The 25360-nt window shown below is 34.2% G+C and carries 21 protein-coding genes and 1 pseudogene; 19 read left to right on the top strand and 3 right to left on the bottom strand.

Annotation, left to right across the window (positions count from 1 at the left end; translation table 11 throughout):
- Window positions 1–26 precede the first annotated feature (26 nt).
- Both HVS_RS08530 and HVS_RS08525 read left to right on the top strand, forming a co-directional pair.
- Window positions 27–824, top strand: a complete 798-nt coding sequence (locus HVS_RS08530) for an EFR1 family ferrodoxin (protein WP_101301224.1) — start codon at window positions 27–29, stop codon at window positions 822–824.
- Between the two features lie 31 nt (window positions 825–855).
- The gene (locus tag HVS_RS08525; RefSeq protein WP_101301221.1) at window positions 856–1506 is read left to right on the top strand and encodes an HAD family hydrolase; all 651 of its coding nucleotides are present in this window, start codon (window positions 856–858) and stop codon (window positions 1504–1506) included.
- Between the two features lie 463 nt (window positions 1507–1969).
- Here HVS_RS08525 and HVS_RS08515 read toward each other — a convergent pair whose 3' ends face one another.
- A complete protein-coding gene (locus HVS_RS08515; RefSeq protein ID WP_101301217.1) occupies window positions 1970–3091 on the bottom strand; it encodes an RCC1 domain-containing protein in 1122 nt (373 codons plus the stop codon).
- Between the two features lie 193 nt (window positions 3092–3284).
- Between HVS_RS08515 and HVS_RS08510 the strand changes: the two genes are divergently transcribed.
- The 8 genes from HVS_RS08510 to HVS_RS08475 all read left to right on the top strand — a co-directional run bounded on the left by HVS_RS08510 (window position 3285) and on the right by HVS_RS08475 (window position 10021).
- Window positions 3285–3662, top strand: coding sequence for a GntR family transcriptional regulator (locus HVS_RS08510; RefSeq protein ID WP_101301215.1), 378 nt, complete (start codon window positions 3285–3287; stop codon window positions 3660–3662).
- A 1-nt stretch (window position 3663) separates the two neighbouring features.
- On the top strand, window positions 3664–4530 hold the full coding sequence (locus tag HVS_RS08505; RefSeq protein ID WP_101301213.1) for an ABC transporter ATP-binding protein: 867 nt from the start codon (window positions 3664–3666) through the stop codon (window positions 4528–4530).
- Window positions 4523–5179: an ABC-2 transporter permease gene (locus HVS_RS08500; RefSeq protein ID WP_101301211.1), complete on the top strand. Its 657-nt coding sequence runs from the start codon at window positions 4523–4525 to the stop codon at window positions 5177–5179. The genes HVS_RS08505 and HVS_RS08500 overlap by 8 nt, the downstream gene beginning before the upstream one ends.
- A gap of 232 nt (window positions 5180–5411) precedes the next feature.
- Window positions 5412–6011 (top strand): GumC domain-containing protein, encoded by a 600-nt coding sequence (locus HVS_RS16770; RefSeq protein WP_207654769.1) that lies wholly within the window; start codon window positions 5412–5414, stop codon window positions 6009–6011.
- Window positions 6012–6118: 107 nt separating this feature from the next.
- Window positions 6119–6838, top strand: coding sequence for an SH3 domain-containing protein (locus tag HVS_RS08490; protein ID WP_101301209.1), 720 nt, complete (start codon window positions 6119–6121; stop codon window positions 6836–6838).
- Between the two features lie 15 nt (window positions 6839–6853).
- Window positions 6854–7141 carry a L,D-transpeptidase gene (locus HVS_RS08485; protein ID WP_101301207.1) on the top strand — a complete coding sequence of 96 codons (288 nt, stop codon included), beginning with the start codon at window positions 6854–6856 and terminating at the stop codon, window positions 7139–7141.
- A gap of 162 nt (window positions 7142–7303) precedes the next feature.
- A complete protein-coding gene (locus HVS_RS08480; protein WP_101301205.1) occupies window positions 7304–8998 on the top strand; it encodes a glycosyl hydrolase family 28-related protein in 1695 nt (564 codons plus the stop codon).
- 174 nt (window positions 8999–9172) lie between these two features.
- Window positions 9173–10021: a cation diffusion facilitator family transporter gene (locus tag HVS_RS08475; protein WP_101304170.1), complete on the top strand. Its 849-nt coding sequence runs from the start codon at window positions 9173–9175 to the stop codon at window positions 10019–10021.
- Window positions 10022–10274: 253 nt separating this feature from the next.
- Here the strand turns inward: HVS_RS08475 and HVS_RS08470 are convergent, their stop codons facing one another.
- Complete coding sequence (locus tag HVS_RS08470; RefSeq protein ID WP_101301203.1) at window positions 10275–12464, bottom strand: 4-alpha-glucanotransferase; 2190 nt, start codon at window positions 12462–12464, stop codon at window positions 10275–10277.
- A 400-nt stretch (window positions 12465–12864) separates the two neighbouring features.
- Here HVS_RS08470 and HVS_RS17190 point away from each other — a divergent pair.
- Both HVS_RS17190 and HVS_RS08455 read left to right on the top strand, forming a co-directional pair.
- A pseudogene (locus HVS_RS17190) lies at window positions 12865–13497 on the top strand (D-alanyl-D-alanine carboxypeptidase family protein).
- An 82-nt stretch (window positions 13498–13579) separates the two neighbouring features.
- Window positions 13580–14224 (top strand): S-layer homology domain-containing protein, encoded by a 645-nt coding sequence (locus HVS_RS08455; RefSeq protein ID WP_101301196.1) that lies wholly within the window; start codon window positions 13580–13582, stop codon window positions 14222–14224.
- 81 nt (window positions 14225–14305) lie between these two features.
- Here the strand turns inward: HVS_RS08455 and HVS_RS08450 are convergent, their stop codons facing one another.
- On the bottom strand, window positions 14306–14608 hold the full coding sequence (locus tag HVS_RS08450; RefSeq protein ID WP_101301193.1) for a hypothetical protein: 303 nt from the start codon (window positions 14606–14608) through the stop codon (window positions 14306–14308).
- Window positions 14609–14941: 333 nt separating this feature from the next.
- Between HVS_RS08450 and HVS_RS08445 the strand changes: the two genes are divergently transcribed.
- The 7 genes from HVS_RS08445 (at window position 14942) to miaA (ending at window position 25291) form a co-directional block, all read left to right on the top strand.
- The gene (locus tag HVS_RS08445; protein ID WP_101301191.1) at window positions 14942–15814 is read left to right on the top strand and encodes an orotate phosphoribosyltransferase; all 873 of its coding nucleotides are present in this window, start codon (window positions 14942–14944) and stop codon (window positions 15812–15814) included.
- Between the two features lie 24 nt (window positions 15815–15838).
- Window positions 15839–17257 carry a tRNA (N6-isopentenyl adenosine(37)-C2)-methylthiotransferase MiaB gene (gene miaB / locus HVS_RS08440; RefSeq protein ID WP_101301189.1) on the top strand — a complete coding sequence of 473 codons (1419 nt, stop codon included), beginning with the start codon at window positions 15839–15841 and terminating at the stop codon, window positions 17255–17257.
- Between the two features lie 34 nt (window positions 17258–17291).
- Window positions 17292–18677 (top strand): stalk domain-containing protein, encoded by a 1386-nt coding sequence (locus HVS_RS08435; RefSeq protein ID WP_101301187.1) that lies wholly within the window; start codon window positions 17292–17294, stop codon window positions 18675–18677.
- A gap of 168 nt (window positions 18678–18845) precedes the next feature.
- Window positions 18846–19232, top strand: a complete 387-nt coding sequence (locus HVS_RS08430) for a YlbF/YmcA family competence regulator (RefSeq protein ID WP_101301185.1) — start codon at window positions 18846–18848, stop codon at window positions 19230–19232.
- Window positions 19233–19421: 189 nt separating this feature from the next.
- The gene (gene mutS, locus HVS_RS08425) at window positions 19422–22043 is read left to right on the top strand and encodes a DNA mismatch repair protein MutS (protein WP_101301183.1); all 2622 of its coding nucleotides are present in this window, start codon (window positions 19422–19424) and stop codon (window positions 22041–22043) included.
- Window positions 22044–22173: 130 nt separating this feature from the next.
- Window positions 22174–24345 carry a DNA mismatch repair endonuclease MutL gene (mutL, locus tag HVS_RS08420; protein WP_101301181.1) on the top strand — a complete coding sequence of 724 codons (2172 nt, stop codon included), beginning with the start codon at window positions 22174–22176 and terminating at the stop codon, window positions 24343–24345.
- A 4-nt stretch (window positions 24346–24349) separates the two neighbouring features.
- Window positions 24350–25291: a tRNA (adenosine(37)-N6)-dimethylallyltransferase MiaA gene (gene miaA / locus HVS_RS08415; protein ID WP_101301179.1), complete on the top strand. Its 942-nt coding sequence runs from the start codon at window positions 24350–24352 to the stop codon at window positions 25289–25291.
- The last annotated feature ends 69 nt before the right edge of the window (window positions 25292–25360 follow it).

Raw genomic sequence — 25360 nt, 5'->3', positions numbered from 1 at the left:
TAATATAAAAAGTGGTGATTTATAAAATGAGGGGACTAATTTGTTATTGTTCAAATACGGGAAATACTGAACTTACAAGTAGATATATTGATAAAAATATAAGCAATGCCCAATTTGACTTTTATAATATTTCAGAAGGCGGGTATTTTAATTTAGATGAATATGATATTATAGGTTTTGGTACATATACTCATTGGTGGGGGATGCCTGAGGTTTTTGAAAGCTTTATAAATTCTTTAAATAAGCAAGAAAATAAAAATGCTTTTATATTTAATACGTATTCCCATTTTAGTGGAAATACCCAGAAGTGTATGTATACCAAATTAAGAGAAAAGGGATTTAAAATAATAGCTGCCCATTCCCTGCGCGTTCCTACCAGTTATCCGCCTAAGAGGGCGAGAAAGAAGAAAAAGATTAAAGACTCTCCAAACTTTAAAGAGTTTTGGAAATTTAACTGTTTTATAAACAAGTTAGACGGGTATATTGACAGGATCTCAAAGGAGAGAAGTGTAGATGAAGTTAAAATAAGAACCAATGTAATTGGATTTTTGCTTTCTAAGTATATAAAACCTAAAATGAAAGATATTACAGGGAAAAAATATGTGGATGCAAAGTTATGTACCCAATGTGGTGAATGTGGGAGAGTATGTACCTACGGTGCTGTTGTTTTTAAAAAAGATAAAGTTACTTTTAACAAGTCTAAATGCAGGAATTGCTGGGCATGTTTTAACAACTGCCCACAGCAGGCAATATATACAGAAAATGTTAAGGGAGCTGCACAGTACAGAGGACCATGTAAACAACTGGCTATGAAATTAAAATAGTATTAAAAAATAAACTTTAGGAGGATTTAATATGAGATATGAATATATATTCTTTGATTTAGACGGGACAATTATAGACTCTTCAGAAGGTGTGACAAGTTCCGTTGCCTATGCACTTGAAAAATATAATATTAAAGTCAGTGACAAAAAAGAATTGTATAAATTTATCGGTCCCCCTATAATAGAATCTTTCCAAAACTTTTATGGTTTTTCAAAAGAGAAAGCAGGTGAAGCACTAAAATACTACCGTGAGCACTACAAGGAAAAGGGTGTATTTCAAAACACACTCTATCCGGGGATTGAAGATTTAATAAAAGCATTAAAGGATGATAACAGAACTCTTATAATTGCAACATCCAAACCTGAAGTATATGCAAAACAAATATTAGAGGATTTTGGCATTGCTAAGTTTTTTACCCACATTGCAGGAAGCACCCTTGACGGAACAAGGCTTACCAAATCCGATGTTATGAAGTATGCAGTTGAAATTTCTGATATTAAAGACTTTTCAAAGGCAGTAATGATTGGTGACAGGGAGTATGATGTTTTAGGCGCAAAGGAAATGGGCTTAAGTTCCATTGGTGTCTTGTATGGATTTGGCAGCAAGGAAGAGCTAGAAAAAGCAGGTGCAGATTTCATTGCAGCCTCAGCTCAGGATATCGGAAAGATTTTGTTGGGATGATGTGGTATACTATTAGTCTAATTTTATGTTTGTAAATAAATACAGCGTATTATTTTCTGAATCGTCATAATAACGTTTGGAAAAAATGAATTTTCATCCCAGCCAATGACATCATAATATGGATGCTCTGTTGGAGTTTCCTTAATGCTATAAAAATCGCCTGTAAAACATATACGGGAATTGAGGAATACCAATCCTCAATAATACCGAAATTTCCAAACAAGATATTTTGCATGTACATATTGGATAAATCTACTTCATTTACGTATTTATATTTTTTTTGCCCGTCTTCTGATATAACATACAATTTTTTATCCCGGTAAGACTTATTTAAAATTATTAACTTGTTGTTCATTATGCGTGTTTTCTGATTCATTATTTTTCAGGCTGCAACCTGACAGTAAAATGATAACCAGTATAAGTAATAGTTTTGTTATTTTTTACCTCCTTTAGGAGAATACCTCTAATTAATAATAATTTCCGGAACAAACAAATCCTTCATATTTAATACATCAGGAGTCTCAATACCACTAGGGCTGCAGTCCCCTGATAAAACCATTGTGCCGTCGGATTTTAAACCTATGGCAAAATATTCACCGGCTGCAATGGCTACAATATCAGTCCAGTCACTTACATCTATTTTTCTTTCGGTGGCACCTTCAGTTATAACCACAGTACCGTCTCTTTTTAAACCCATTGTATAAATATCACAGCTGGATATGGCAATTATGTCTTTCCAGGTGGATACTTCTCCTCTTCCAAATTTGTTTGTACCGGCAGATACAACGGTTCCGTCTTTTTTTAAACCGATAAGGTCGCCGCCTGCAGATATAGAAACAATGTTTTTCCACTTTGATGTTTTTATTTTTCCGGGATAAGAAAAAACACGACATTCAACAGTACCGTTTTTTTTAAGACCCGCTATATAACCCATTCCGTCTGCAATTGATACTATATTTTTCCACTTAGAAATTGCTTTAACATCTTTTTTACCGAGGAAAGGATAAGCTGTATAAACAAATCCGTCATTGGTAACTGCAACAGCAGATTGAGGATAGTTTGCCTTAAATGCTTTTATATTGTCCCAACTGGATACTTCTTCAATAACATTGGCTATTTCCCTGGTTATGTCAGATTTAAAGTTCAACAATGCTTCTTTTGAAATGGTACTTGTTGTTATTACTTTTCCGTCCTTTGTAAGAGCCTCAACAGAATTACCGCCCATACATATGGCTTTTATATTATTCAATGATTCTGTACCGGTATATTTGTTATTATCACCTTTATAGGCTATTTGCACCCTGCCGTCTTTTGTAATGGCTCCCACGGCCCAAGTACCGTTACATATATAAGAACCTTCAATTAAATACCGTATTTGTTCCAATAAATTTTCAGAGTCTTTATAATCTCCCAGCTTCATTAAAATACCCATTGCCTGGGGGTATGCTTTTTCTTTTATATGGTTAATTGCCTCAGTATATAATTCCTCATTTGATTTTTTTGAAAAAAAACACCCTGTAACCAGATTGAATATAAGTATCAGGCATAAACACAAGGTTGTTTTTTTAGGGCTTGTTTTCCACATATCTTACTTAAACCTCCGCTTTTATAAAAAAACTCAATTAATTTCATTATACAGCCAATTTATTATTATTTCAAACTATAGATATAAATTATATTATTAATTTTTGAAAAAAATCCATTGACAAAAGAGTGTTATATGAATTATACTGTATATATACGGTATAAACAGTAATAACTTTTGGAAAGGAGCCAAAATGAACATTATTATTTCAAACTCCTCTGAAAAGCCCATTTATGAGCAAATAATTTCGCAGATAAAGGACCATATCATAAAGGGTGTACTAAAAGAGGCTGATGCTCTTCCGTCTATAAGGAGCCTGGCAAAGGAGTTAAAAATAAGTGTGATTACAACCAAAAGAGCATATGATGAATTGCAAAAAGAAGGGTTTATAACCGTTGTTCCCGGAAAGGGCACTTATGTTGCCGCACAAAATAAGGACCTATTAAGGGAGTCAAGGCTCAGGATTGTTGAAGAAAAGCTTTTGGAGGCAGTAAATGCTGCAAAATCCATAGACCTGTCCTTTGATGAACTTTTGGAAATGTTAAAACTATTTTATGAGGAGGATTATTGACATGGCACCCATTCTTGAAATAAAAAACTTAAGGAAAGAGTTTAAGGGTTTTTGTTTAAAGAACATAAACATTACTCTCGAAAGAGGATTTATAATGGGATTTATCGGTCCTAACGGTGCCGGTAAAAGTACCACCATTAAACTTATATTAAATCTTATAAACAGGGATGGCGGAGAGATAAATATATTTGGGAAAGACAACATTAAATATGAAGTGGAAGTGAAAAACAAGATTGGGTTTGTATTGGATGAAAGTTACTATTATGATGAAATTACCGTTAAGGAAATGAAGAGTATAATTGCCCCTTTTTACAGTGATTGGGATGAGGACACTTTTAATAAATATGTTAAGGATTTTGGCCTTCCCGTTAATAAAAAAATAAAGGAACTTTCTAAAGGAATGAAAATGAAATTTTCACTGGCTGTTGCACTGTCACATAATGCAGAACTTTTAATTATGGATGAACCTACATCAGGACTTGATCCGGTGATAAGAAGTGAACTTTTGGATATACTGAGTGATTTAATTCAGGACGAGAACAAAGGGGTTTTCTTCTCTACTCATATTACTTCAGACCTGGATAAAATTGCTGACTATATTACATTTATAAATGACGGAGAGATAGTTTTTAGCACTTCTAAAGATGATATACTGGATAACTTTGGTCTGGTGAAGGGGCCGAAGGAATTAGTTTCTGAAAGTAATTTAGGCGAATTCATAGGAATTAAGAAAAATCAATATGGTTTTGAAGCCCTTGTACAAGACAAGGAAAAAATCAAAAAATTATATGGTGACAAAGTCATCATTGAAAAACCTGCGTTGGAAGATATTATGATTTATTATACAAGGAGGGGTAAAAATGCTTAGACTTGTAATTAAAGATATACTTATACAAAAGAAAACCTTTATTGGTGCACTTATCTATTTGATATTTGTTATTTTTGCATTTCAGGGTCTGGAAGGGAATGCCTATACCGCTGCAATTGTTGCTTTTTCATATTTGATGGTAATGGGAGCATTTGGCCATGATGATAAAAATAAATCGGATATTATGTTAAACAGTCTTCCTATTAAGAGAAAAAATATAGTAATGGCAAAGTATATATCATTATTTGCCTATATTACCATTGGAACATTAGCGTTTATTGCTGTTAATTCACTAGTTTCAGTATCTAATATCAATATAAAAACATATCCTGTGACTCTTGAATCGATAATTAGTGCTATTTTTGCCATCAGTTTATTAAATTCAATATCTTTTCCGCTGATGTTCAAATTAGGTTTCACTAAATCAAGGGTTTTTAACATGATATTGTTTCTTTCAATATTCTTTGCCGCTCCTTATGTAGTTAAGTTTTTTTCAAAACCGGAAAGTGCATTTGCCGTGAAAATTATTAATTTTTTAAAAAACCAGTCTGACATTGCAATAGTGTCAGGATTACTGGCTGCATCCTTTATAATTCTATTAATTTCATACCTGATTTCAGTTAAAATGTATAAAGGAAGGGAATTTTAAGTAAATTAAATTATGGAGGCCGGAATGTTTAATTCTAAATATACCGTGATACAAACAGCCAATGTAAATGTTCATGTTTAAATCCCTTTAGGGTTGTATAGATAAACTGTATGTAAGCTTTTTACTATATATAATTTAAAAAAGGATAGCAATTAAAATGATAATATGGTAAAATAAAATAAATGTAAAAATAAATTAATAATTTATAACTCTAAGAGGAGTGAATTAGGGTTTGGATGAAAAAATTTATGAATTGATAACAAAAATGTATTCAGACATTACAAAAAGGTTAGACGGAATTGATGAAAGGTTAGGCGGGGTAGACAATAGGTTAGACGGAATTGATGAAAGGTTAGACGGGGTAGACAATAGGTTAGACGGAATTGATGAAAGGTTAGACGGGGTAGACAATAGGTTAGACGGAATTGATGAAAGGTTAGACGGGGTAGACAATAGGTTAGACGGAATTGATGAAAGGTTAGACGGGGTAGACAATAGGTTAGACGGAATTGATGAAAGGTTAGACGGGGTAGACAATAGGTTAGACGGAATTGATGAAAGGTTAGGCGGGGTAGATAATAGGTTAGACGGAATTGATGAAAAGTTAGGCGGGGTAGATAATAGATTAGATGGAATAGACCTTAGATTAGATGGGCTTGATGCAGATGTTAAAAAATTAGGTAATCAGCTTACAAAATTAGAAGTGGAATTAAAAGACGACATAAAAGCATTATATGACGGATATAAGCAAACCTATGAAAAAGTTACTTTCCTTGAGAGTAAACTCGATAAACAAGAAGTAGAAATCAGGGTTGTTAAAGGCGGAAAATGATTTTAAAAAGTTAAGATACCAAAAGCCAGGCAATATTTGAAGGTTATTAAGTATATATGGGGAGTTTGAAAACGGGCAATTAATATTTAGGGGGGTTAATATTCATTATGAAAAAAACATTTAAAGTCAGCTTCATTATTTTTTTCATTGTATTTTTATTGCTTGCTTTAAATGTTAATGCAAATGAAAGTGAAAATTCAGATGTTTTCTATAAAGATTCAATTAAATTTAGTGATGAAAACGGAAAATTTTTATTAGAGTCTGATTTGTATAAATTTATCTATAAATATGGTCTTCCAGGTATTATGAGCAAAAGAATCATAAATCCGGTTATTGTTATTGCAAAGGAACATGATTTTGTGTTATCAAATAAAAATATTGCCGGCAGCGTACAAATAAGCACATATGAAGAAGAAAAAGATACGCAGGAAGAAGGAACGGCAACTGATGCAATTAATGAAACAGAAAGAATTTTATCTTTAGTTAAAGAATCCACAGTATATGGGGAGATTATTGAAGATACAAATTATTATCAACATCGTGGAAGCGGCCTTATTGGAACATTTCTAAAGGGAGAAACAGTAGAAATTTTAAGAGATTACAGTGAAATATGGTATCAGGTAAAATCAGGAGATAAGGTAGGATGGGTGAGAGAAACAGCATTGAGTATTCCGGAAGAACCCAAAACAAATGAACATAGGATGACGAAAGAAGAAATAGAATTTTTTGTAAACCATATTGGACTTTCAAGCGATACCCACTACCTTGTATGGGTTGATATTGACAGACAGTTAACCCATGTTTTTCTTGGTACTAAAGGAAAGTGAGGGCTTATAAGGACCATGGTTTGTGCAACAGGAAAAAATAATTCTCCGACTATAAGAGGTACATATAAAATCCAGGACAGAGGTACTTGGTTTTACTCACACAGATTAGGAAGCGGGGCAAAATACTGGGTAAGATTTTCTGGAGATTATCTTTTTCACAGTATATCAATGGATATTAATCAAAATATTATAGACGATACACTGGGAAAAAGGGCTTCAGCAGGATGTGTCAGGCTTTCTCTGGAAGATAGTAAATGGTTTTATGATTATGTATCTCAAGGAACTACTGTATTTATAAATTAATAAAAGGGAAGCAAAAGAATTAATTTTGAAAAATTATAAAAGATTGGGACAGGGGATATACTTGTCTCATTTTTTTTTTTTTTCAATTTGATGCTTTATGCCGGATATTATATAATATAATTACAATATATATTTAACAATAATTTATATGAGGTATCAATCATGAAAAAGTTTTCATCCTTTCTATTAATTGTTTTCCTAATTATCTTCCTGCTAGCTGAAGGATATTTTGTCACTGCCATAAACACGCCGGAAGAGTACATATGGAATCCCGGAGTGGAGGGAGGAATCCCTGATGTACCTAATGTGGTAAATGTTCTGGATTTCGGTGCTAAAGGTGATGGGGTAACAGATGACTACGAAGCCTTTAAAGCTGCTGTTTCAGCCGTTACTGAAGGCGGCGGGGTTTTTATACCGGAAGGAAACTACCTGATAAAATCCCCACTAACCTTTAATAAGCCTGTTGTGCTCCGGGGAGAGGGTACGGATAAAACCCATCTTCTAATAGATCATAATTCAAATGCTTTTGAAATTATAACTTACAAAAGAGGTGCCTGGCAAAAACTTGCCGGCGGGTTTACAATGGGCTCAAACAGGCTACTGGTGGAAGGCGGGTCATCCTTTAAGCCGGGACAGTACGTGGAAATACAGCAGGAAAATAATCCGGATGTCATGTATACTTTGCCGGAGTGGAATGTGAACTGGGCAGAAGGTGCAATTGGACAAATTGCCAAAATAGTTTCCGTTGAAGGAAATACCATAATAATAGACAATCCTTTAAAGCATGATTATAAACAAAATTTAAATCCTGTAATCAGAACCCAGGGGTTTGTAGAATATGTGGGTTTTGAAGATTTTTCAGTGGAAAGGCTTGATAGAAGCGACACAAGCATATTTTATTTTAAAAATACTGCCAACTGCTGGGTGAAAAATGTTCACAGTAAGCTTGCAAGAAAATGCCATGTGCATGTAAATACAGGGTACCGCATAGAAATAAGGGACAGTTTTTTTGATGACGCCACCGACTGGAGCGGCGGAGGACATGGGTACGGTGTCCAGCTGTGGTTTCATTCTACAAACTGCCTTATTGAAAATAATATATTTAAGCATTTAAGGCATTCCATGATGGCACAGCTAGGTTCAAACGGCAATGTTTTTGGATATAACTATTCTATAGAGCCTTATCAAAGCGAAGGAGGCAACTGGACGCCTGCAGATATTTCACTCCACGGGCATTACCCCCATGCTAATCTTTTTGAGGGAAATATAGTTCAGAAAATAACCGTGTCAGACTATTGGGGACCTTCAGGAGCAAATACTTTTTTGCGCAACAGGATAGAGACTGAAGGAATCAGGATTGAAGATTCTTCAAACTATCAGGTATTTTTAGGTAATGAACTGGTAAAGGGTAGTTTGTTGTGGGATACAGACAGCCGATACCCTCATTTAATAGATCCTTCCACTTTTTTAATACATGGAAATTATATCAACGGCTCAATTGAATGGGATGAAAGAGTTTCCGGTCACATCATACCGGTTTCATATTATCATAATTCAAAGCCATCTTTTTACAAGTCTTTAGAATGGCCTTCAATAGGTGCAGACAGGTTAAACGGAACAATTCCTGCGAAAGAACGGTATTTAAATCAGGGTATATTATATGGGGATTTAAATGGTGATAATACAGTTAATTCACTTGACTGCGTGCTGCTTGGAAGATATCTTTTGGAAATTATCAACGAATTTCCAAACCTTAATGGTATAAATACAGCGGATTTAAATAGGGATGGAATAATAAACACTTTAGATTATGCCTTGTTAAATAGGTATGTTTTAGGAGTTATTGATGGTCTGTAAATCTAAACATCATTTTATAAAAATGATATTTATAGCATAATTTAAATTAAAAAGATGCTTAATATATAAATTTAGTGGAAAATAAAAAGCAGGTATAATATTAGTAAAAACGGAGGAACCGTGGTGAAAAAAGACGATATTCAATTTAGCAATTCCCAAGCAAAAAAAATTGCCATGAAAGTATCTAAAATAACCATTATTATGAATCTCATATTATTTATTTTAAAACTTTTTGCAGGTATATTTGCAAAGTCGGGGGCAATGGTTTCAGATGCTATACATACGGCTTCTGATGTATTTAGTACTTTCATAGTAATTATAGGTGTTAACATTTCACACAAAAAAGCTGACAGCACTCATCAATACGGGCATGAAAGGCTGGAATCCGTTGCATCCATTGTGCTTTCAGTTATGCTGGCTGTTACGGGAATGTTTATCGGATTAAATGGATTAGAAAAAATATTTGGCGGAAATTATGGAGAACTTGAAATTCCGGGGGTATTGGCACTTATTGCAGCTGTTTTATCAATTGCTGTTAAAGAGTGGATGTATTGGTATACCAGAAGTGCAGCAAAGAAAATCAACTCAGGTTCACTTATGGCAGATGCCTGGCACCACCGCTCGGATTCACTGTCATCAATAGGTGCATTTATAGGAATTTTAGGGGCACGTATAGGATTTCCCATACTTGATCCGGTTGCCGGTTTAGTAATATGTATATTTATAGGCAAAGCAGCCTTTGATATTTTTAGAGAGTCCGTTGATAAACTGGTAGATAAATCCTGTGATGAAGAAATATTAGAGAAAATCAGGAATGTAATAAAGGCCCAGGAAGGGGTGCTGCATATTGATGAAATTAAAACCAGATTATTTGGGAATAAAATGTATGTTGATGTGGAAATTGTTGCGGATGGCTCTAAATCATTAAATGAAGCCCATGAAGTTGCTGAAAGGGTGCATGATGCAATTGAAAGAGAGTTTGAAATGGTAAAACACTGTATGGTACATGTAAATCCTAAATAGCAGGGAAGTATGATAAAAGCATTAAAGGATGTATCATTATAAAAAAGAAAAAGTATATGGGGTGAGAGTATAAAAAAGGGGAGAACCGGAAAAAAGTAAACTTAAAAGAATTAAATTCAAAAAATAAATTAAAATAAATTAATTAAAAAAGAAAGCTGTGGCAAAAGGTTTACCCTTGCCACAGCTAAATTTCAACTTTTTACGCTAAATTTCATCAATTTTACCATAGTCATGCATTGGGATATCCAGTTCTTTATAATTCATACACTATAAAGTGGTGGTCTGTTTTTTTGGAAAGCTCTATATATATTTGTCCTAGCATTTCCTCGCTTGTTCTGTAGTAAGCTTTTCCTTTAGCACTTGGGTATGCAATATCTAATAGTTTATACTTTCTGTTTTTCTTAATAGCCTTTCTGAATTTTTTCGGCAGTTCAACAGCGCCAATTTGTTTTTCGTCAGTAAGGTTTGAGACCACAATTTCCAGTACAGGGGTACCTTCTTTACCGTGCTTTAGTTCATCCCATTTTTTAGTTACAGGGTTTTGATATATTATTTTTCTTCCAGGTGTTATGTTTGCAATCCATGTAAAAAATGTACCATGTTCAATGAGTCTTTCAGGGTAGTCAAAGGGCTGGCTTTCCCTGTTAAAAATCTTTGTAAGCTGCTTTTTAAAAGGCTCAAGTTTTTGAATAGGGGGCAAAATCCTGCAGAAATTTTTATTTTGGTTTTCAATACTGCAGGAAGTGCCGGCAATATTTATATTAAAATACTCTTTTATACCCACTTCCTCAGGATATAGAAGTGCAAAAATATCCTGCAGGGGAATGGTTACAGTTTGGGCAGAAGACGTCACAAAGGCTTCCAACATGGCAATACCCATTTGGGAGGTTATGTCTTCAGGATTTAAAGGCGTTTGATTCGGGGTTGTCAAAATTCCAAACTGCTGGCTTAAAAAGTTGGCTATTTTGTGCTCCGGGTACCTGAAGTCCCACAAATCAATATCCCCTCTTTTACCGCAGAGAATTTGGATAATGGTAGGTAAATCGTGGGTGGTTAAAAACAACTCTATATCCTCAGGCAGTTTTTGAGGATTTGAATACTGGCCTCCCAAACTCTTATGAGGGGCAACATACATTTCTGCAATGGGGTGTCCTTCCTTTTTCATTTTCCTGATGGCTTCTTCAACAGCACTTTGTCTTGGAGCGTCCCCAAGAGTTTCCCCTCCAACTTCAAGTCCGTGTTTTAGGGCAATTTTAATGATTCTCTTAACATTCTTAATTTTTTGTGCCCTGTTGGAAGGGTCAATTTCATACCTTCCCGGGTCATTTGGCACTCCTTTTTTTATGATGTACTGGGTGGCATAGCCGCACATATGGTCTAAAAATATAACGTCGATATATTGGGCCAGGTATTTTATTCTCTGTTCCATCAATTCATAGTAAGCTTCGCTTTCTGTGATATACGGCGGGATGCACCAGTTTTGACCGTTGTCAGTCCCAAGCTCATATTCAATATTAAACGCCTTTCCTTGAAGTGCCCACACATCCCCGCTGGCAGAGGGGTCAATTCCAAATGCAATATTTACTTCCCGCTTAAGTCCAAGCTCATTGTATAATTCTTTTATAAAAAGCTGCTGTTCGTGCATACAAAACTGGCTGTATTTATAAATTTCAATTTCTTCAGAATGAAGGGATGCCAATATCTTTACTTCTTCGCTTTCCGGATTTTGATACCTTTCCGGCCAGGTTCTGAAATCAGGCATTGCATCCATATAAGTATTTAGCACTTTACTTTGCACAATGGAGAATATAGCATTTATCTCTAAGTTTTCCTTATAGGTGTTAACATATTCCTCATATTCCTTAGCCCGTTCAGATTGTGGATCTTTGGAAATTTTATCAACAAATTTTTTATATGCCTTAGCTAATATCCCTTTACGTATTTCACGGTGCATGGCAAAATCACAGACCATATCCTTTTCATAAGAAGCAGGCCTTTTAGGAATCATAGCTAAAAGCTCAGGACTTTCCTGTACTTCAGGAACCAACTCTAAAACCAAATAATCCAGTTCCAATCCAAAAGATGATGAAGAAAAAGGACTTGTTGTACTTTGGTGTTTTTGGGTAAATGGAAGTTCTGCAATACCGGAAACACCAATGTCTTTTAAAAAGTGCATAATATATATTAGATCTTCAAGATTTCCAGAAAAGTCCCGTCTTGTAAGAAGGTTCAAAGCGGTTTTTATGGCAGCCATTTTAAAAAACGGGTCAAAATCTATTTTCTCTAAAATTTTTTCTGACTCATTATTTCCTGAGTAATATATTTCGGGAAACACTGTAAGAAGTATTTTAATCACGTCATTTAACCGGGTAAAACTTGAGGATGAATTGGCGGCGAATACTGGTACGATAACCTTTGATTTTTTTACATATGACTTTTTCATTATATACCCCCTACATCTTTGCTATATAATATTTTAATACCCATTAAATATTATTATATATCGGATTAAATCCTTTAAACATAAAGACTTCCTTTATTCATAAAAAATTCATTAAGAATTCATTTAGATATAAAGATTTCATCTTGTTACAGGAAGTAAGTTGCAATGGAATTAATTAGTAATCAATTCTGTGCAAAGGGTTAAATATTTTTTATTATAACATGATAAATATTATATTTCCCAGGTAGTTTCGACCAATACAATTTTATTTTACCAAAAGATTTTATTTTACATTTAGTTTAAAAAAATCTTTTTAGCATCTTTTTATACTATAGTGTGTTAATATTTTTACAAAGGAATGTCGATAAAACTATAAAAACAGTTTATCAGGGGGATTTATATGTTGAAGTTCAGGTCTTCAGTAATCATCCTATACATTGTCTTTACACTAACTTCATTTTATTCATATGCACAGCAAAATGTGAACATAGCTTCAAACAGTGCAGCTTACATATTAATTGATGCAAATTCCGACAAAGTAATTTTAGAAAAGAATGCTGATACGAAATTGCATCCTGCAAGTGTATCCAAAATTATGACAGCAATACTGGCCATTGAACTTGGTGATTTTTCAAAACCCTGCACTGCAAGTAGTTTTGCAGTAAAATCTATAGGACTTGGCGGTTCTAACGTTGGAATACAGCCCGGAGAACAAATATACTAAAATGACCTTTTACATATGTTAATGCTTGCATCTGCAAATGATGCCGCCAATGTTATTGCTGAAAATATTGCAGGGAGCATTAATGGTTTTGTAAACCTCATGAATAAAAAGGCAAGGGAAATCGGTGCTAAAAACACCAACTTTTCAAATCCCATAGGTTTGGATGTGGAAGACGGCTTTCCTGATAACAAAACAACTGCCAGGGATTTGGCATGTATAACCCGCTATGCCATGTCTAATGCAAAATTCAGGGAGATTGTATTAAAAAGTGAATACGTTGCCCCGGCTATAAACACCTTTACACAGTAAACGGCGTTAAAACAGGAAACACCAAAGCAGCTTTAAACACAGGTGTATTTTCTGCAAGAAACAATGAAGGAGCAGAATTAATATGTGTTGTTTTGAAAATCCTGACAGGACAAATATGTTTGAGGAAGTAAGAGAGCTTTTTGACTACGGTTTTACACAAAACACAGTTGAACTTCAAAAAAGTTTTTATGATATAAGATTTAGATGGTCTAGGGTTCAAATAGACTCATTTTTACAAAAAGGGTATATCCGGGGGTACGAAGACGGTTCTTTCAGACCTTGTAATGAAGCTACAAAAGAGGAGTTTATAAGCCTTCTTATGAAAATAAAGGGAATTGAGCCTTATGAACAGCAGGAATACTGGTCTAAAGGATACATTGATGAAGCAGTAAAGAGAGGTTTTATTGATGATTCGTGGCATGAAAGAAGAAAGGAAACAATAAGCCGTTTAGAATCCTTTCTTGTACTTTCTAAAGCATTAGACTATGATTTTGACATAAACATGTTAAGTAAAGAAAATTATTTATTAGTGTCTAAAGGTGAAAACACTTTTTCTAATGTATCCAGTGGCATTCCGGAAGACATTATAAAATTATATAATTATGGAATAATCAGTGGTTATAATGGAGATTTATTTCTAGACAAGCTTTCAACAAGGGAAGAGATGGTGGCAATGATTAATAATTATTTAAATTTTAAACTGGGAGTTCAATTAAGTGCTCACTGACTTTTTAAAAATTTTATAGGTTGTGGCACTGGTTTTTAAATGCCACAGCCTTAAAAAATATTACAAAGCCCAAAAAATATTTTAATCTCCGGTCACAATTGGGATTTTGTTGTCTGTAGCGAATTTAGAAATTTCTTTTTTGTATTGCTCAAAATTATCCCAATCCATTAACTTAGTTAAAATAATAGGTTTTTTTGCCCCTTTGACAACGATTTCTATTTTTTCAGTTGTTTTTTTAGAAAATAGTTTTGTTATGGTATAGTAGCCAATTCTGATTTCTTGTATTTGTGAATAATCCAGAAAAACACGCTTACCGTTTTTTGTTGTTACAGTAATTCCTGTCCATTCCCTGTTACAAGCTATTAGTCTGTCGCCCTTTCTCATTCCCATTTCCCTCCCTGCAACAAATTGAATTGTTTTATAGAAACTGATAAGTTGGTATTATATTAATTAAGTTGGTATTATATTAATATTGCAAAAGAAAAAAGTTAAGTACTGTATGCCTTAAGTTGTGAATTTTAAAATAAAAATACCGTTTACATTTCATGATTATTATATATAATATTACATAAGATTTATATTTTGATTTATATTTAACGGGATTTTAAATTAGTTATATTGCTATAATTACATTATAACATATCATAGTGGTGGCTGCAATTAATGTGACGCCTTATGCTACATAAGATATGAAATTTTAAACCGGAGGGAGTAACAATGAAAAACAGCAATAATTTTCTAAACTGGATTTTTGAAACTTGTGCAATTAGAATAAGTTCTCACCAAAAGCCATTTTGGTATACTTCAGGTACAATTGGTCCTTATTATATAAATACTCATTTTCTTTATGGCAGTGAGGAAAAGGCTATAGATTTATTGGGTTTTATAGACAGGGAAAAGGGGAATAAACTAACCTTGCCTGAAAAGCTTTTTTCTGAAACATATAAAAATTACCAAAGCAATGACATCTATAAGGGCGTAATTGATGAAATGTGTAATTTTATTAAAAGCAATATAGATTTAGATGAGGTTGGCTACATATCAGGGGGAGAGAGAAGGGATTGGTTTTTTTCCATACCCGTGTCTAAAATATTAGAAAAACCTCACATAACAATATATAAAGATTTGGACACTGTTATAACCTGTAACGGCAAAACCGAGTATTTAAAAAATCTAAATGGGGGAAAAGTACTGCATATAGCAGACCTTATAACTGAAGCTTCAAGCTATGAGAGGGCATGGATACCTGCAATTAAAGAAAAGGGCGGTAAAATTTTTTGGAGTGTTGTAGTTGTAGACAGAATGCAGGGGGGAAGGGAACTTCTTGAGAAAAACGGGATTAAGTCTTTTTCCATGATAAATATAGATGTCAGCTTTTTTAAAGAAGTTTTGGCAATGGGTATTATTAACCAGGAACAATTTGATTTGATAAGTAAGTATTTAGAGAATCCTAAAGAGTCAATGGCTTTATTTTTAAAAAACAATCCTGACTTTTTAAGAGAATCCCTTGAATCTGACGGTAAAGACAGGGAAAGAGCAAGACTTTGTATTGAAAAAGATATTTACGGGCTAAAAGGCTTGGAATTTTAATTTGTAGCTTTAAAAGGAGGAAGGATTTTGGAAAGAAGAGACAGCCATGTTCTAGAAGAAGAGTTAGAGAGGCAAAAGGAATTTATACAGCTGGTTGCAGACAGAAATGACGGGAAAATTCCCAAATATTACCTGAATACTTTTGGGTGCCAGATGAATGAGCATGATTCTGAAAAGCTTGCAGGAATGCTTTCTAATATGGGATATGTTGAAACTGATGATGTGGATGAATCTGACCTTATTATATACAATACCTGCTGTGTCAGGGAACATGCAGAACAAAAGGTATACGGTCATTTAGGCTCTTTAAAGAGGCTAAAAGAGGAAAAACCGGAACTTAAAATTGCAATATGCGGATGTATGATGCAGCAAAAGGAAGTGGTCAGTCATATCGAGAAGACGTATAGACATGTTGACCTGATTTTTGGGACCCACAATCTTCATAAATTCCCGGAACTTCTTTATAAATCCTTTGACAGGGACAAAATGATTATTGATGTATTGTATGCAGACGGGCAAATAGTGGAAAACATTCCTGTTAAGAGGAAAGACAATATAAAAGCATGGATTACAGTTATGTACGGGTGCAATAATTTCTGCTCATACTGTATTGTCCCATATGTACGGGGAAGAGAGAGAAGCAGGGAAGTAAAAGATATAAAAGAAGAGGTAATGATGTTAGGACGTCAAGGGTTTAAGGAGATAACACTTCTTGGCCAGAATGTAAACTCCTACGGTAAGGATTTGTCTGTTAAAGTTACCTTTGCAGAGCTTTTATATCAATTGAATGAAGTTCCTGGTATTGAAAGAATCAGGTTTTTAACTTCCCATCCAAAGGATTTGTCAGATGAACTTATATTTGCAATGAGGGATTTAGATAAGGTTTGCGAACACTTGCATCTTCCTTTTCAGGCCGGAAGTACAAAGGTTTTAAAGGAAATGAACAGGGGTTATACAAAGGAAGAGTATTTAGAACTTGTTATGAAGGTAAAGGAAAACATACCGGGTATTTCACTTACAACGGACATAATTGTGGGATTTCCGGGAGAGACGGATGAGGATTTTGAAGATACTTTAGACATTATAAGAAAAGTACGTTTTGATTCTGCTTACACATTTTTATACTCAAAAAGAACAGGTACACCTGCTGCAAAAAGTAAAAACCAGGTTCCGGATGAAGTGAAAAAAGAAAGATTTGAAAGACTTCTAACCCTGCAAAATTCAATAAGCAGGGAGATTAATGAAACTTTTTTAGGGAAAAAAGTAGAAATTCTTGTTGAGGGAATTAGTAAAACTAACGATAATATATATACAGGAAGAACAAGGGGGAATAAAATAGTGAATTATAAGGGAAGTGAAGATGATATTGGCAAATTAAAAAATGTTTTAATAGAAGAAGTTAAGACTTGGTCATTAGAAGGAAGGCTAATTAAGGAATGTTAATTAAGAAAAGTTAAATACAGGGGGTATCTTATTAATGAAAAAGTTTGCTACAGTTGCCGTAATAGTTGTATTTCTTTTTACATTTAGTGCTGTAAATGTACATGGAAATGATGACATTAAAGTTACCATAAACGGGTTTTTAATAAAATTTGAAGATGTAAAGCCAATTATTATAGATGGCAGGACTATGGTTCCTGTAAGAGGAGTTTTTGAAAATTTAAATGCACGGGTAAGGTGGTTTCCTGAGGAAAAAGCGGTTCTCATTATGAAGGAAACCCTTCAGATATACTTCCGCATTAATGACAAAAAGGTTAGCGTAAGCCAGGAGGGGGACTTTTTACTGGATGTCCCTGCCACCATAGTAAATGGTAGGACTATGGTTCCCTTAAGGTTTATTGCGGAAACATTAGGTGCAAATGTATCCTGGGACGCAAAAAACAGGACTGTAGAAATAAATATCCCACACTACCCTTTTGCCTATATTGAAGAAATTGGGTTAGAGCTTTTGGCTGAAAAATACCAGGACAACATAGAATGGCTTATGGGTGCTCCATTAGAGTATGTTGAGCATATACTTGGGAAACCGGACAGAATAGATTTAAGCAGGTATGGGTTTGACTGGTATGTTTACAATTCCGATTTGGAAAAATACCTTATGGTGGGTATAAAAAATAAAGTTGTAGTGGGTATTTATACTAATTCTTTGCACTATAAAATAAATGGAACCATTGGTTATAATTCATCAATAGAAGAAGTGCGTGAATTTTTTGGAAGACCTGCACCGCCTACTATTATAAAGGGTAATAAAAGATATGTGACAAGTGAAATAAACAGTGACGGAAAAACTGAATTTCAAACCTATGATGTTGAAAAAAGATATTATGCCACTATTTTTCACGACATACACAATGAAGAAAGGGTAACTTCCTTTATGCTTATAGACTATGCAACGGAACATTCGCTACACGGGTATTACGGAAAGCCTTCAAAAGAATTGGTGGAAAGTTATGAAAGACAGTTATTTGATCTGGCAAACACAGTTAGGAAAAGGTATAATAAGCCTCTTTTGACTTTTGATGAAAAGGCTTCTGCCGCAGCAAGGATGCACAGCATAGATATGACACAGAATAACTTTTTTGACCATATGAACCTTAGAGGGCAAAGCCCCTTTGACAGATTAAAAAATGCAGGGATCAATTATAGAAATGCAGCTGAAAATATTGCCACAGGTCAAATGTGTGCAATATTTGCCCACGAAGCCTTAATGAATTCAAAAAAAGGACATAGGGATAATATCCTGGGAAATTTTACACATATAGGCATAGGAGTTTCTTTGGACTCTGACGGAACTCCCATGTATACACAAAAATTTTATACTCCTTTAAAAAGCAAAATATCCTTTTTTAAAATTTATAATTGAATTAATAAGCCGGTAAATTTATAAGAAGGCTTTTAAAAATTTATTGTTAATTTTTAAGCTGTTTTATGATAAAATTATATAAAAAATTATATAAAGCATTAGCTAAAATGTACACTCAATATCTTTTCAACACAGCAATGTACAAAATATATTTAAAAGGGTGATAATATGGATATATTGGAAAAAGCAAAAGAACTTGGTGAAATGATTGGATCATCAGAACAGATGCTTACATTCAAAAAGTGGGAAGCTGACCTTGAAAGAGACCATAAAGCAAGGGCTATACTCCGTGAGTACCAAACGCTGCAGACTGAGATGATGCGGGCAGCTCATGAAGATGCAGAAAAGGAAGTACTAGATGAAATAAAACAAAAACTTTCACTTAAATTTGATGAAGTCAATAAATGCGACATAACCAGAAATTACCTTGAATCCAAGGACAGGCTGGACAGCCTTATAAAAAAGGTAAATGATGTGCTTATATACTCTATTACAGGTGAAGAACAGTGCATGCCGGAAAAATGCGGCTCTTCCTGTGGCAGGGGATGCAGATAAATTACGGGTTAATTTAATATATTCACGCAAATTATATATGTTTATATAAATTAAGGGGTATATATAAGTTGTATTTTGATTATATTTTTTATTATATGATATGATATATCTTATATTATATGATGCATTTTATATTATATGATGGCTTTGACATCTATGTGACAAATTATAGAGAAGAGGTAAGATAAAATGGCAACACTGACACCTATGATGCGGCAGTATGTTGATATAAAGGAACAGTATAAGGATTGCATTCTTTTTTTTAGATTAGGGGATTTCTATGAAATGTTTTTTGAAGATGCAAAAATAGCGTCTCGGGAGCTTGAAATAACCCTAACTAGCAGGGAATGCGGATTGGATGAAAAGGCTCATATGTGTGGGGTGCCTTTTCATTCCGCCGACTCCTACATTGCAAAGCTGGTGAATAAAGGCTACAAAGTGGCTATTTGTGAGCAGGTGGAAGACCCGGCACAGGCTAAGGGGTTGGTAAAAAGGGATGTGGTGCGGGTTGTTACGCCTGGTACAATAACAGAATCCCCAATGATTGAAGAGAAGAAAAACAATTACTTAATGTCCATATACAAATTAAAAAGCTATTTCGGACTTGCTGTAACAGACCTTTCCACCGGTGAGTTTTTGGCCACATCCATAACACTTGGCAACACCAAAGGAAAGCTTTTTGATGAAATAGCAAAGTTTTCCCCTTCTGAAATTGTAGTAAACGGGGAGTTTGAAAAGGATATAGATTTGGTTAAATTTATAAGGGACAGATTTAATGTTTATATATCCAAAGCAGATGATGAACTATTTTCCAGTGATTTTTCATGTGAGAAATTAAATAGTTATTTTAAAGACTATAAATTTGAAAACAATGATTTTAGTTTATATGTAAATGCATCTGGTGCCCTTATAGGCTATTTGGAACAGACACAGAAAATAAATTTAAGTCATATTCAAAATTTCACCAAGTACGAAATAGAAGAATATATGATTTTGGATATTTCTACAAGAAGAAATTTAGAGCTTACCGAAACAATGCGGGAAAAGTCCAGGAAAGGCTCCCTTCTGTGGGTTTTAGACAGGACAGTGACATCTATGGGGGGAAGAACTTTAAGAAAGTGGATTGAACAGCCCTTAATAAACATATATGATATAAATGACAGGCTAAAAAGTGTAAATGAATTAAAAGAAAAGTTTATGATAAGGATGGAAATAAGGGAGCTTCTAAAAAGGGTTTATGATATAGAAAGGCTTATGGGTAAAGTTATTTTAGGGAGTGCAAATTGCAGGGATTTAGTTGCAATTAAAAATTCCATAGCCCAAATCCCCTACATTAAAGAACTTTTAAAAGACCTTAGTGAAAACCTTAATGTTAAATACTATGATGAACTTGACCCTCTTTTGGATGTACATGATTTATTAGAGAGGGCAATTATTGACGATCCTCCTGTTACAGTAAAAGAAGGGGGGATTATAAAAGAAGGCTTTAATGAGGAAGTGGATAAATACAGGGAAGCCTCAAGAGAAGGTAAAAATTGGATTGCATCTTTGGAAAGCAAAGAACGTGAAAGAACAGGCATTAAAAATTTAAAAATAGGATATAACAAGGTTTTTGGCTATTATATTGAAGTTACCAAGTCATACTACTCCCAGGTTCCTAAAGAATATGTGAGAAAGCAGACTCTTGCTAACTGCGAAAGATACATAACGGAGGAGTTAAAGGAAATTGAGGACACCGTTTTAGGTGCCCAGGAAAGGCTTGTTGAGCTGGAGTATAATTTGTTTACAAAGGTGAGGGATGAGATTTCAAAAGAGGTAAACAGAATAAAGGCAACGGCAAAAGCCCTTGCAAACATTGATGTTTTGTGTACTTTAGCAGAGGTTGCGGACAGGGAAAACTATGTAATGCCAAATATTACAAATGAAGACGTTATAGAAATTGTTGACGGGCGCCATCCGGTGGTTGAAAAAATGATTGATGAAGGCGAATTTGTGCCTAATGATACATTCTTAGACAGAGGGGAAAATTTAGTTTCCATTATTACAGGACCTAATATGTCTGGTAAATCAACATATATGAGACAGGTTGCATTAATTGTGCTTATGGCACAGATTGGAAGCTTTGTTCCTGCCACAAGTGCTAAAATTGGAATTGTAGACAGGATATTTACCCGTGTGGGTGCATCAGATGATTTGGCATCAGGGCAGAGTACTTTTATGGTGGAAATGACGGAGGTTGCAAATATATTAAACAACGCAACTTGTAAAAGTCTTTTGATTTTAGACGAAATAGGCAGGGGAACCAGTACCTATGACGGTCTTAGCATTGCCTGGTCTGTTATTGAATATGTGGCTAATAAAGAAAAACTTGGGGCGAGGACGCTTTTTGCAACCCACTACCACGAGCTTACAGAGCTGGAGAAGAATTTAGACGGTATTAAAAACTACTGTATTGCCGTTGAGAAAAAAGGTGACGATGTTATATTTTTAAGAAAAATTAAAAGGGGCGGTGCAGACGACAGCTACGGAATTGAAGTTGCCCAGCTTGCCGGGGTGCCTCTTCCTGTAATAAACAGGGCAAAAGAGATATTGAAGGAATTGGAAAGTGCAGATATAAGCAAAAAGGACAGGAGCAAAAAAGCTAAAAAGCCCATTGGAGGTCAGATTGATATTTTTTCATTTAATGCTGCCCAGAGAAATACCAATGAGGTTTTAACGGATTTAAAGGAAATGGACATTAGTACTCTTACCCCGCTAGATGCACTAAATGCATTATATAATCTGCAAAAGAAGGTAAGGGACTGCAGCTGAATAAATTGTTAAAACAATTAAAATACTTAAATTATTTATAAAAAGTTAAGATTTTAAAAGCTTTTAGATAGGGTTTAGCATTGAATTTTGGTATGAAGCTTTAAAATAAGTATTAGGAAAGGTTTTATTTATGGGACAAATTGTAATACTTGACGAAAATACATCCAATCAAATAGCAGCCGGTGAAGTTGTGGAAAATCCTGCATCGGTTGTAAAGGAGCTTGTGGAAAACTCCATTGATGCAGGGAGCACAAATATAACGGTGGAAATTCAAAAAGGCGGTATAACCTTTATTAAAGTAATTGACAATGGCTGCGGAATGGAAGAAGACGATGTTTTAATTGCTTTTGAAAGGCATGCAACAAGTAAAATCAGAAGCTCCAATGATTTAGAGGGAATTTTGACATTAGGTTTCAGAGGAGAAGCCTTAGCAAGCATAGCATCGGTGTCTGTTGTTGAGCTTACAACCAGGACCAAAGACAAACCCTATGGAAGCTATGTCAGGGTAAAAGGCGGTACAGTGGAAGAAGTTAGGGAAGCAGGATGCCCTGTAGGGACAACTTTTGTGGTAAGGGATTTGTTTTTTAACACCCCTGCAAGGTTTAAATTTTTAAAAAAAGACTCTACTGAGGCAGGATATATTTCAGATATATTAAATAGAATAGCATTAGGAAACCCCCATATATCTTTTAAACTTGTAAATAATAAAAAAACAGTTGTACATACACCGGGAAATAAAGACCTTCTTAGTACAATATTCAGCATATACGGAAGGGAGACCGCAAAAGAGTGTATTAAAATTACTTATAAAGACGAAATGTTTGAGATAGAGGGATATGCAGGGAAGCCTTCCATAGCAAGGTCTAACAGGAACTGGCAGTCCATTTATATAAACGGAAGATATATTAAAAATAAAACAATAACCGCTGCCATTGATGAGGCTTATAAAACAAGCCTTATGAAAAACAAATTTCCCTTTGTCGTTTTAAACATAAAGATTAACCCGGTTTTAGTTGATGTAAATGTGCATCCTACAAAAATGGAAGTGCGGTTTACAAATGAACAGGATGTGTTCAGGGCTGTGTATTATGCTATAAACAACGCCCTTTTAAGTGAGTCCCTTGTAAAAAATATTGAAATTGAGAGTAAGAATAATATTTTTAAGTACGAAATAAATTCCAAAAAGGATGAATATATCCAAGAGAGAATTGGCAATATAAAAAGTGGGTCTCAAATGTCTAAGCCTGAAAAAGCTGAATCAAAAATAACCGGATGTGAAACAGCTGAACTTAAAGAAGCTGAGATTAATGAAGGTGAACCAAAAGCAGAAGAAAAAAGAAAATCCGTATCTGAAACAATTGAACTTAAATCTGCTAAAATTAAAGAAACTGAATCTATAGCTAAACTTAAAATAACTGAACCTGAAATAACCGAAACAAAAATAACTAAACATGAAGCAGCTGAACCTGAAATAATTAAGCCCGAAATAGCAGAACCGGAGGCAGCAAAGCATGAAATAGCAGAATCAAAGAGAGAAAAGAATGAAATAACAGAGCCGAAAGCAGTAAAGCATGGAATAACAGAAACTGAAACAGTAAAAAATGAAATAGCAGGGATAGAAGCAGCAAAACCTATTAAAGCTAAGCAAAAAGCATCCGGACCTCTACTGAAAGAAGAGCCGCAAGGGGTGGAAGACATAACCCTTGAAGCAAAAGAGGATATATTCACTGACTATAGAATAATTGGACAGGTTTTTTCAACATATATTATACTTCAAAAGGGTGAAAATTTAGTTTTAATAGACCAGCATGCAGCCCATGAAAGGATTGTTTTTGAAGAATTAAAAGAAAAGTACTACAAGGAAGAAAATTTAGCCCAGTACCTTTTAGAGCCTGTTGTTATAGAGCTTACAAGCCAGGAGGCAGAATTTATAAATGACAAAAGTGAAATGCTTAATAAGTTAGGTTTTATTACTGAAAATTTTGGCGATAATTCTATTATACTAAGATCGGTTCCTGCAAACAGTGAAGGCGGCAGTATAAGGGAAGCTTTTTTGGATGTTTTGGATTTTCTAATGTCGGAAAATAAAAAAGACAATGTTTATATAGCAGAGGAAGTACTTTATAAAATGGCGTGTAAAGGAGCAGTTAAAGCCAATGAAAAGCTTGGGGACATTGAAATCAGAAATATTATAAAGAAGCTTTCACAGCTTAAAAATCCTTATACCTGTCCCCACGGCAGGCCAACAATTATAAAAATTACAAAATATGAATTAGAAAAGATGTTTAAAAGGATAGTTTAAGGATATGGATAATGTAGTAGTTATTATAGGACCTACAGCTTCTGGGAAAACAAAGGTTTCAATAGAACTTGCAAAGGAAATACAGGGGGAAATAATTTCTGCCGATTCAATGCAAGTGTATAAATATATGAATATAGGGACAGCAAAGCCCACTAAAGAAGAAATGGCAGGAATAAAGCACTACCTTATAGACGAAGTAGAGCCCTCTGAAGAATTTAATGTTGTAAAATATCAAAAACTTGCATACAAATATACTGAAGAAATTTTAAAAAAAGGGAAAGTCCCGATAGTATGCGGCGGTACAGGACTTTATATAAATTCACTTGTTTATAATATTGAATTTGCCGATACTATTTGTGACTGGGATTTGAGAGAAAGACTTGCAAAAGAAGCGAAAAAATATGGAAATGAGTACGTTTATAACAAGTTAAAAGCTATCGACCCAAAAGCTGCAGAGAAAATACATATGAACAATGTTAAAAGAGTAATAAGGGCTATAGAGGTTTATACCCATACCAAAAAGCCAATTTCTCTCCATCAGGAGGAATCTTTAAATAATCCTCCCAAATATAATTATATTATTATAGGTCTTACCAAAGAGAGAGAAAAGCTTTATGAAGATATAGAAAAAAGAGTTGATCTTATGATGGAACAGGGGTTGGTAGAAGAAGTTAAGAATTTAATGGAAATGGGGTATGATAAAAATACCATAGCTATGCAGGGATTAGGTTATAAAGAGATAATATCATATTTAAAAGGGGAAATATCCAAAGAAGAAGCAGTATATATATTAAAAAGGGACACAAGAAGGTATGCAAAAAGACAGATTACCTGGTTTAAAAAATTAAAAAATGTTTACTGGATTAAAGTAGATGAGATAAAAAAAGAAAAAGAAATTATAGAAAAAATCAAATATCATATTGCAAGACATGGAATTATCTTGTAGAATATAAATTATAGTATACACTATCAATTGAAATAATTATTTATGTTTTTAATAAAAGAAAGAAATAAA

It is taken from the genome of Acetivibrio saccincola, from assembly GCF_002844395.1.
Classification (GTDB): domain Bacteria; phylum Bacillota; class Clostridia; order Acetivibrionales; family Acetivibrionaceae; genus Herbivorax; species Herbivorax saccincola.
Note: the sequence above shows the minus strand (reverse complement) of the source record. Positions and strands in the feature narration are given on the sequence as shown.

Bases quoted from the DNA above. Each gene is read 5' to 3' on its own strand.
- HVS_RS08530 (WP_101301224.1), top strand. From the start codon at position 27: ATGAGGGGACTAATTTGTTATTGTTCAAATACGGGAAATACTGAACTT.
- HVS_RS08525 (WP_101301221.1), top strand. From the start codon at position 856: ATGAGATATGAATATATATTCTTTGATTTAGACGGGACAATTATAGAC.
- HVS_RS08515 (WP_101301217.1), bottom strand. From the start codon at position 3,091: ATGTGGAAAACAAGCCCTAAAAAAACAACCTTGTGTTTATGCCTGATA.
- HVS_RS08510 (WP_101301215.1), top strand. From the start codon at position 3,285: ATGAACATTATTATTTCAAACTCCTCTGAAAAGCCCATTTATGAGCAA.
- HVS_RS08505 (WP_101301213.1), top strand. From the start codon at position 3,664: ATGGCACCCATTCTTGAAATAAAAAACTTAAGGAAAGAGTTTAAGGGT.
- HVS_RS08500 (WP_101301211.1), top strand. From the start codon at position 4,523: ATGCTTAGACTTGTAATTAAAGATATACTTATACAAAAGAAAACCTTT.
- HVS_RS08490 (WP_101301209.1), top strand. From the start codon at position 6,119: ATGAAAAAAACATTTAAAGTCAGCTTCATTATTTTTTTCATTGTATTT.
- HVS_RS08485 (WP_101301207.1), top strand. From the start codon at position 6,854: ATGGTTTGTGCAACAGGAAAAAATAATTCTCCGACTATAAGAGGTACA.
- HVS_RS08480 (WP_101301205.1), top strand. From the start codon at position 7,304: ATGAAAAAGTTTTCATCCTTTCTATTAATTGTTTTCCTAATTATCTTC.
- HVS_RS08475 (WP_101304170.1), top strand. From the start codon at position 9,173: ATGAAAGTATCTAAAATAACCATTATTATGAATCTCATATTATTTATT.
- HVS_RS08470 (WP_101301203.1), bottom strand. From the start codon at position 12,464: ATGAAAAAGTCATATGTAAAAAAATCAAAGGTTATCGTACCAGTATTC.
- HVS_RS08455 (WP_101301196.1), top strand. From the start codon at position 13,580: ATGTGTTGTTTTGAAAATCCTGACAGGACAAATATGTTTGAGGAAGTA.
- HVS_RS08450 (WP_101301193.1), bottom strand. From the start codon at position 14,608: ATGAGAAAGGGCGACAGACTAATAGCTTGTAACAGGGAATGGACAGGA.
- HVS_RS08445 (WP_101301191.1), top strand. From the start codon at position 14,942: ATGAAAAACAGCAATAATTTTCTAAACTGGATTTTTGAAACTTGTGCA.
- HVS_RS08435 (WP_101301187.1), top strand. From the start codon at position 17,292: ATGAAAAAGTTTGCTACAGTTGCCGTAATAGTTGTATTTCTTTTTACA.
- HVS_RS08430 (WP_101301185.1), top strand. From the start codon at position 18,846: ATGGATATATTGGAAAAAGCAAAAGAACTTGGTGAAATGATTGGATCA.
- mutS (WP_101301183.1), top strand. From the start codon at position 19,422: ATGGCAACACTGACACCTATGATGCGGCAGTATGTTGATATAAAGGAA.
- mutL (WP_101301181.1), top strand. From the start codon at position 22,174: ATGGGACAAATTGTAATACTTGACGAAAATACATCCAATCAAATAGCA.
- miaA (WP_101301179.1), top strand. From the start codon at position 24,350: ATGGATAATGTAGTAGTTATTATAGGACCTACAGCTTCTGGGAAAACA.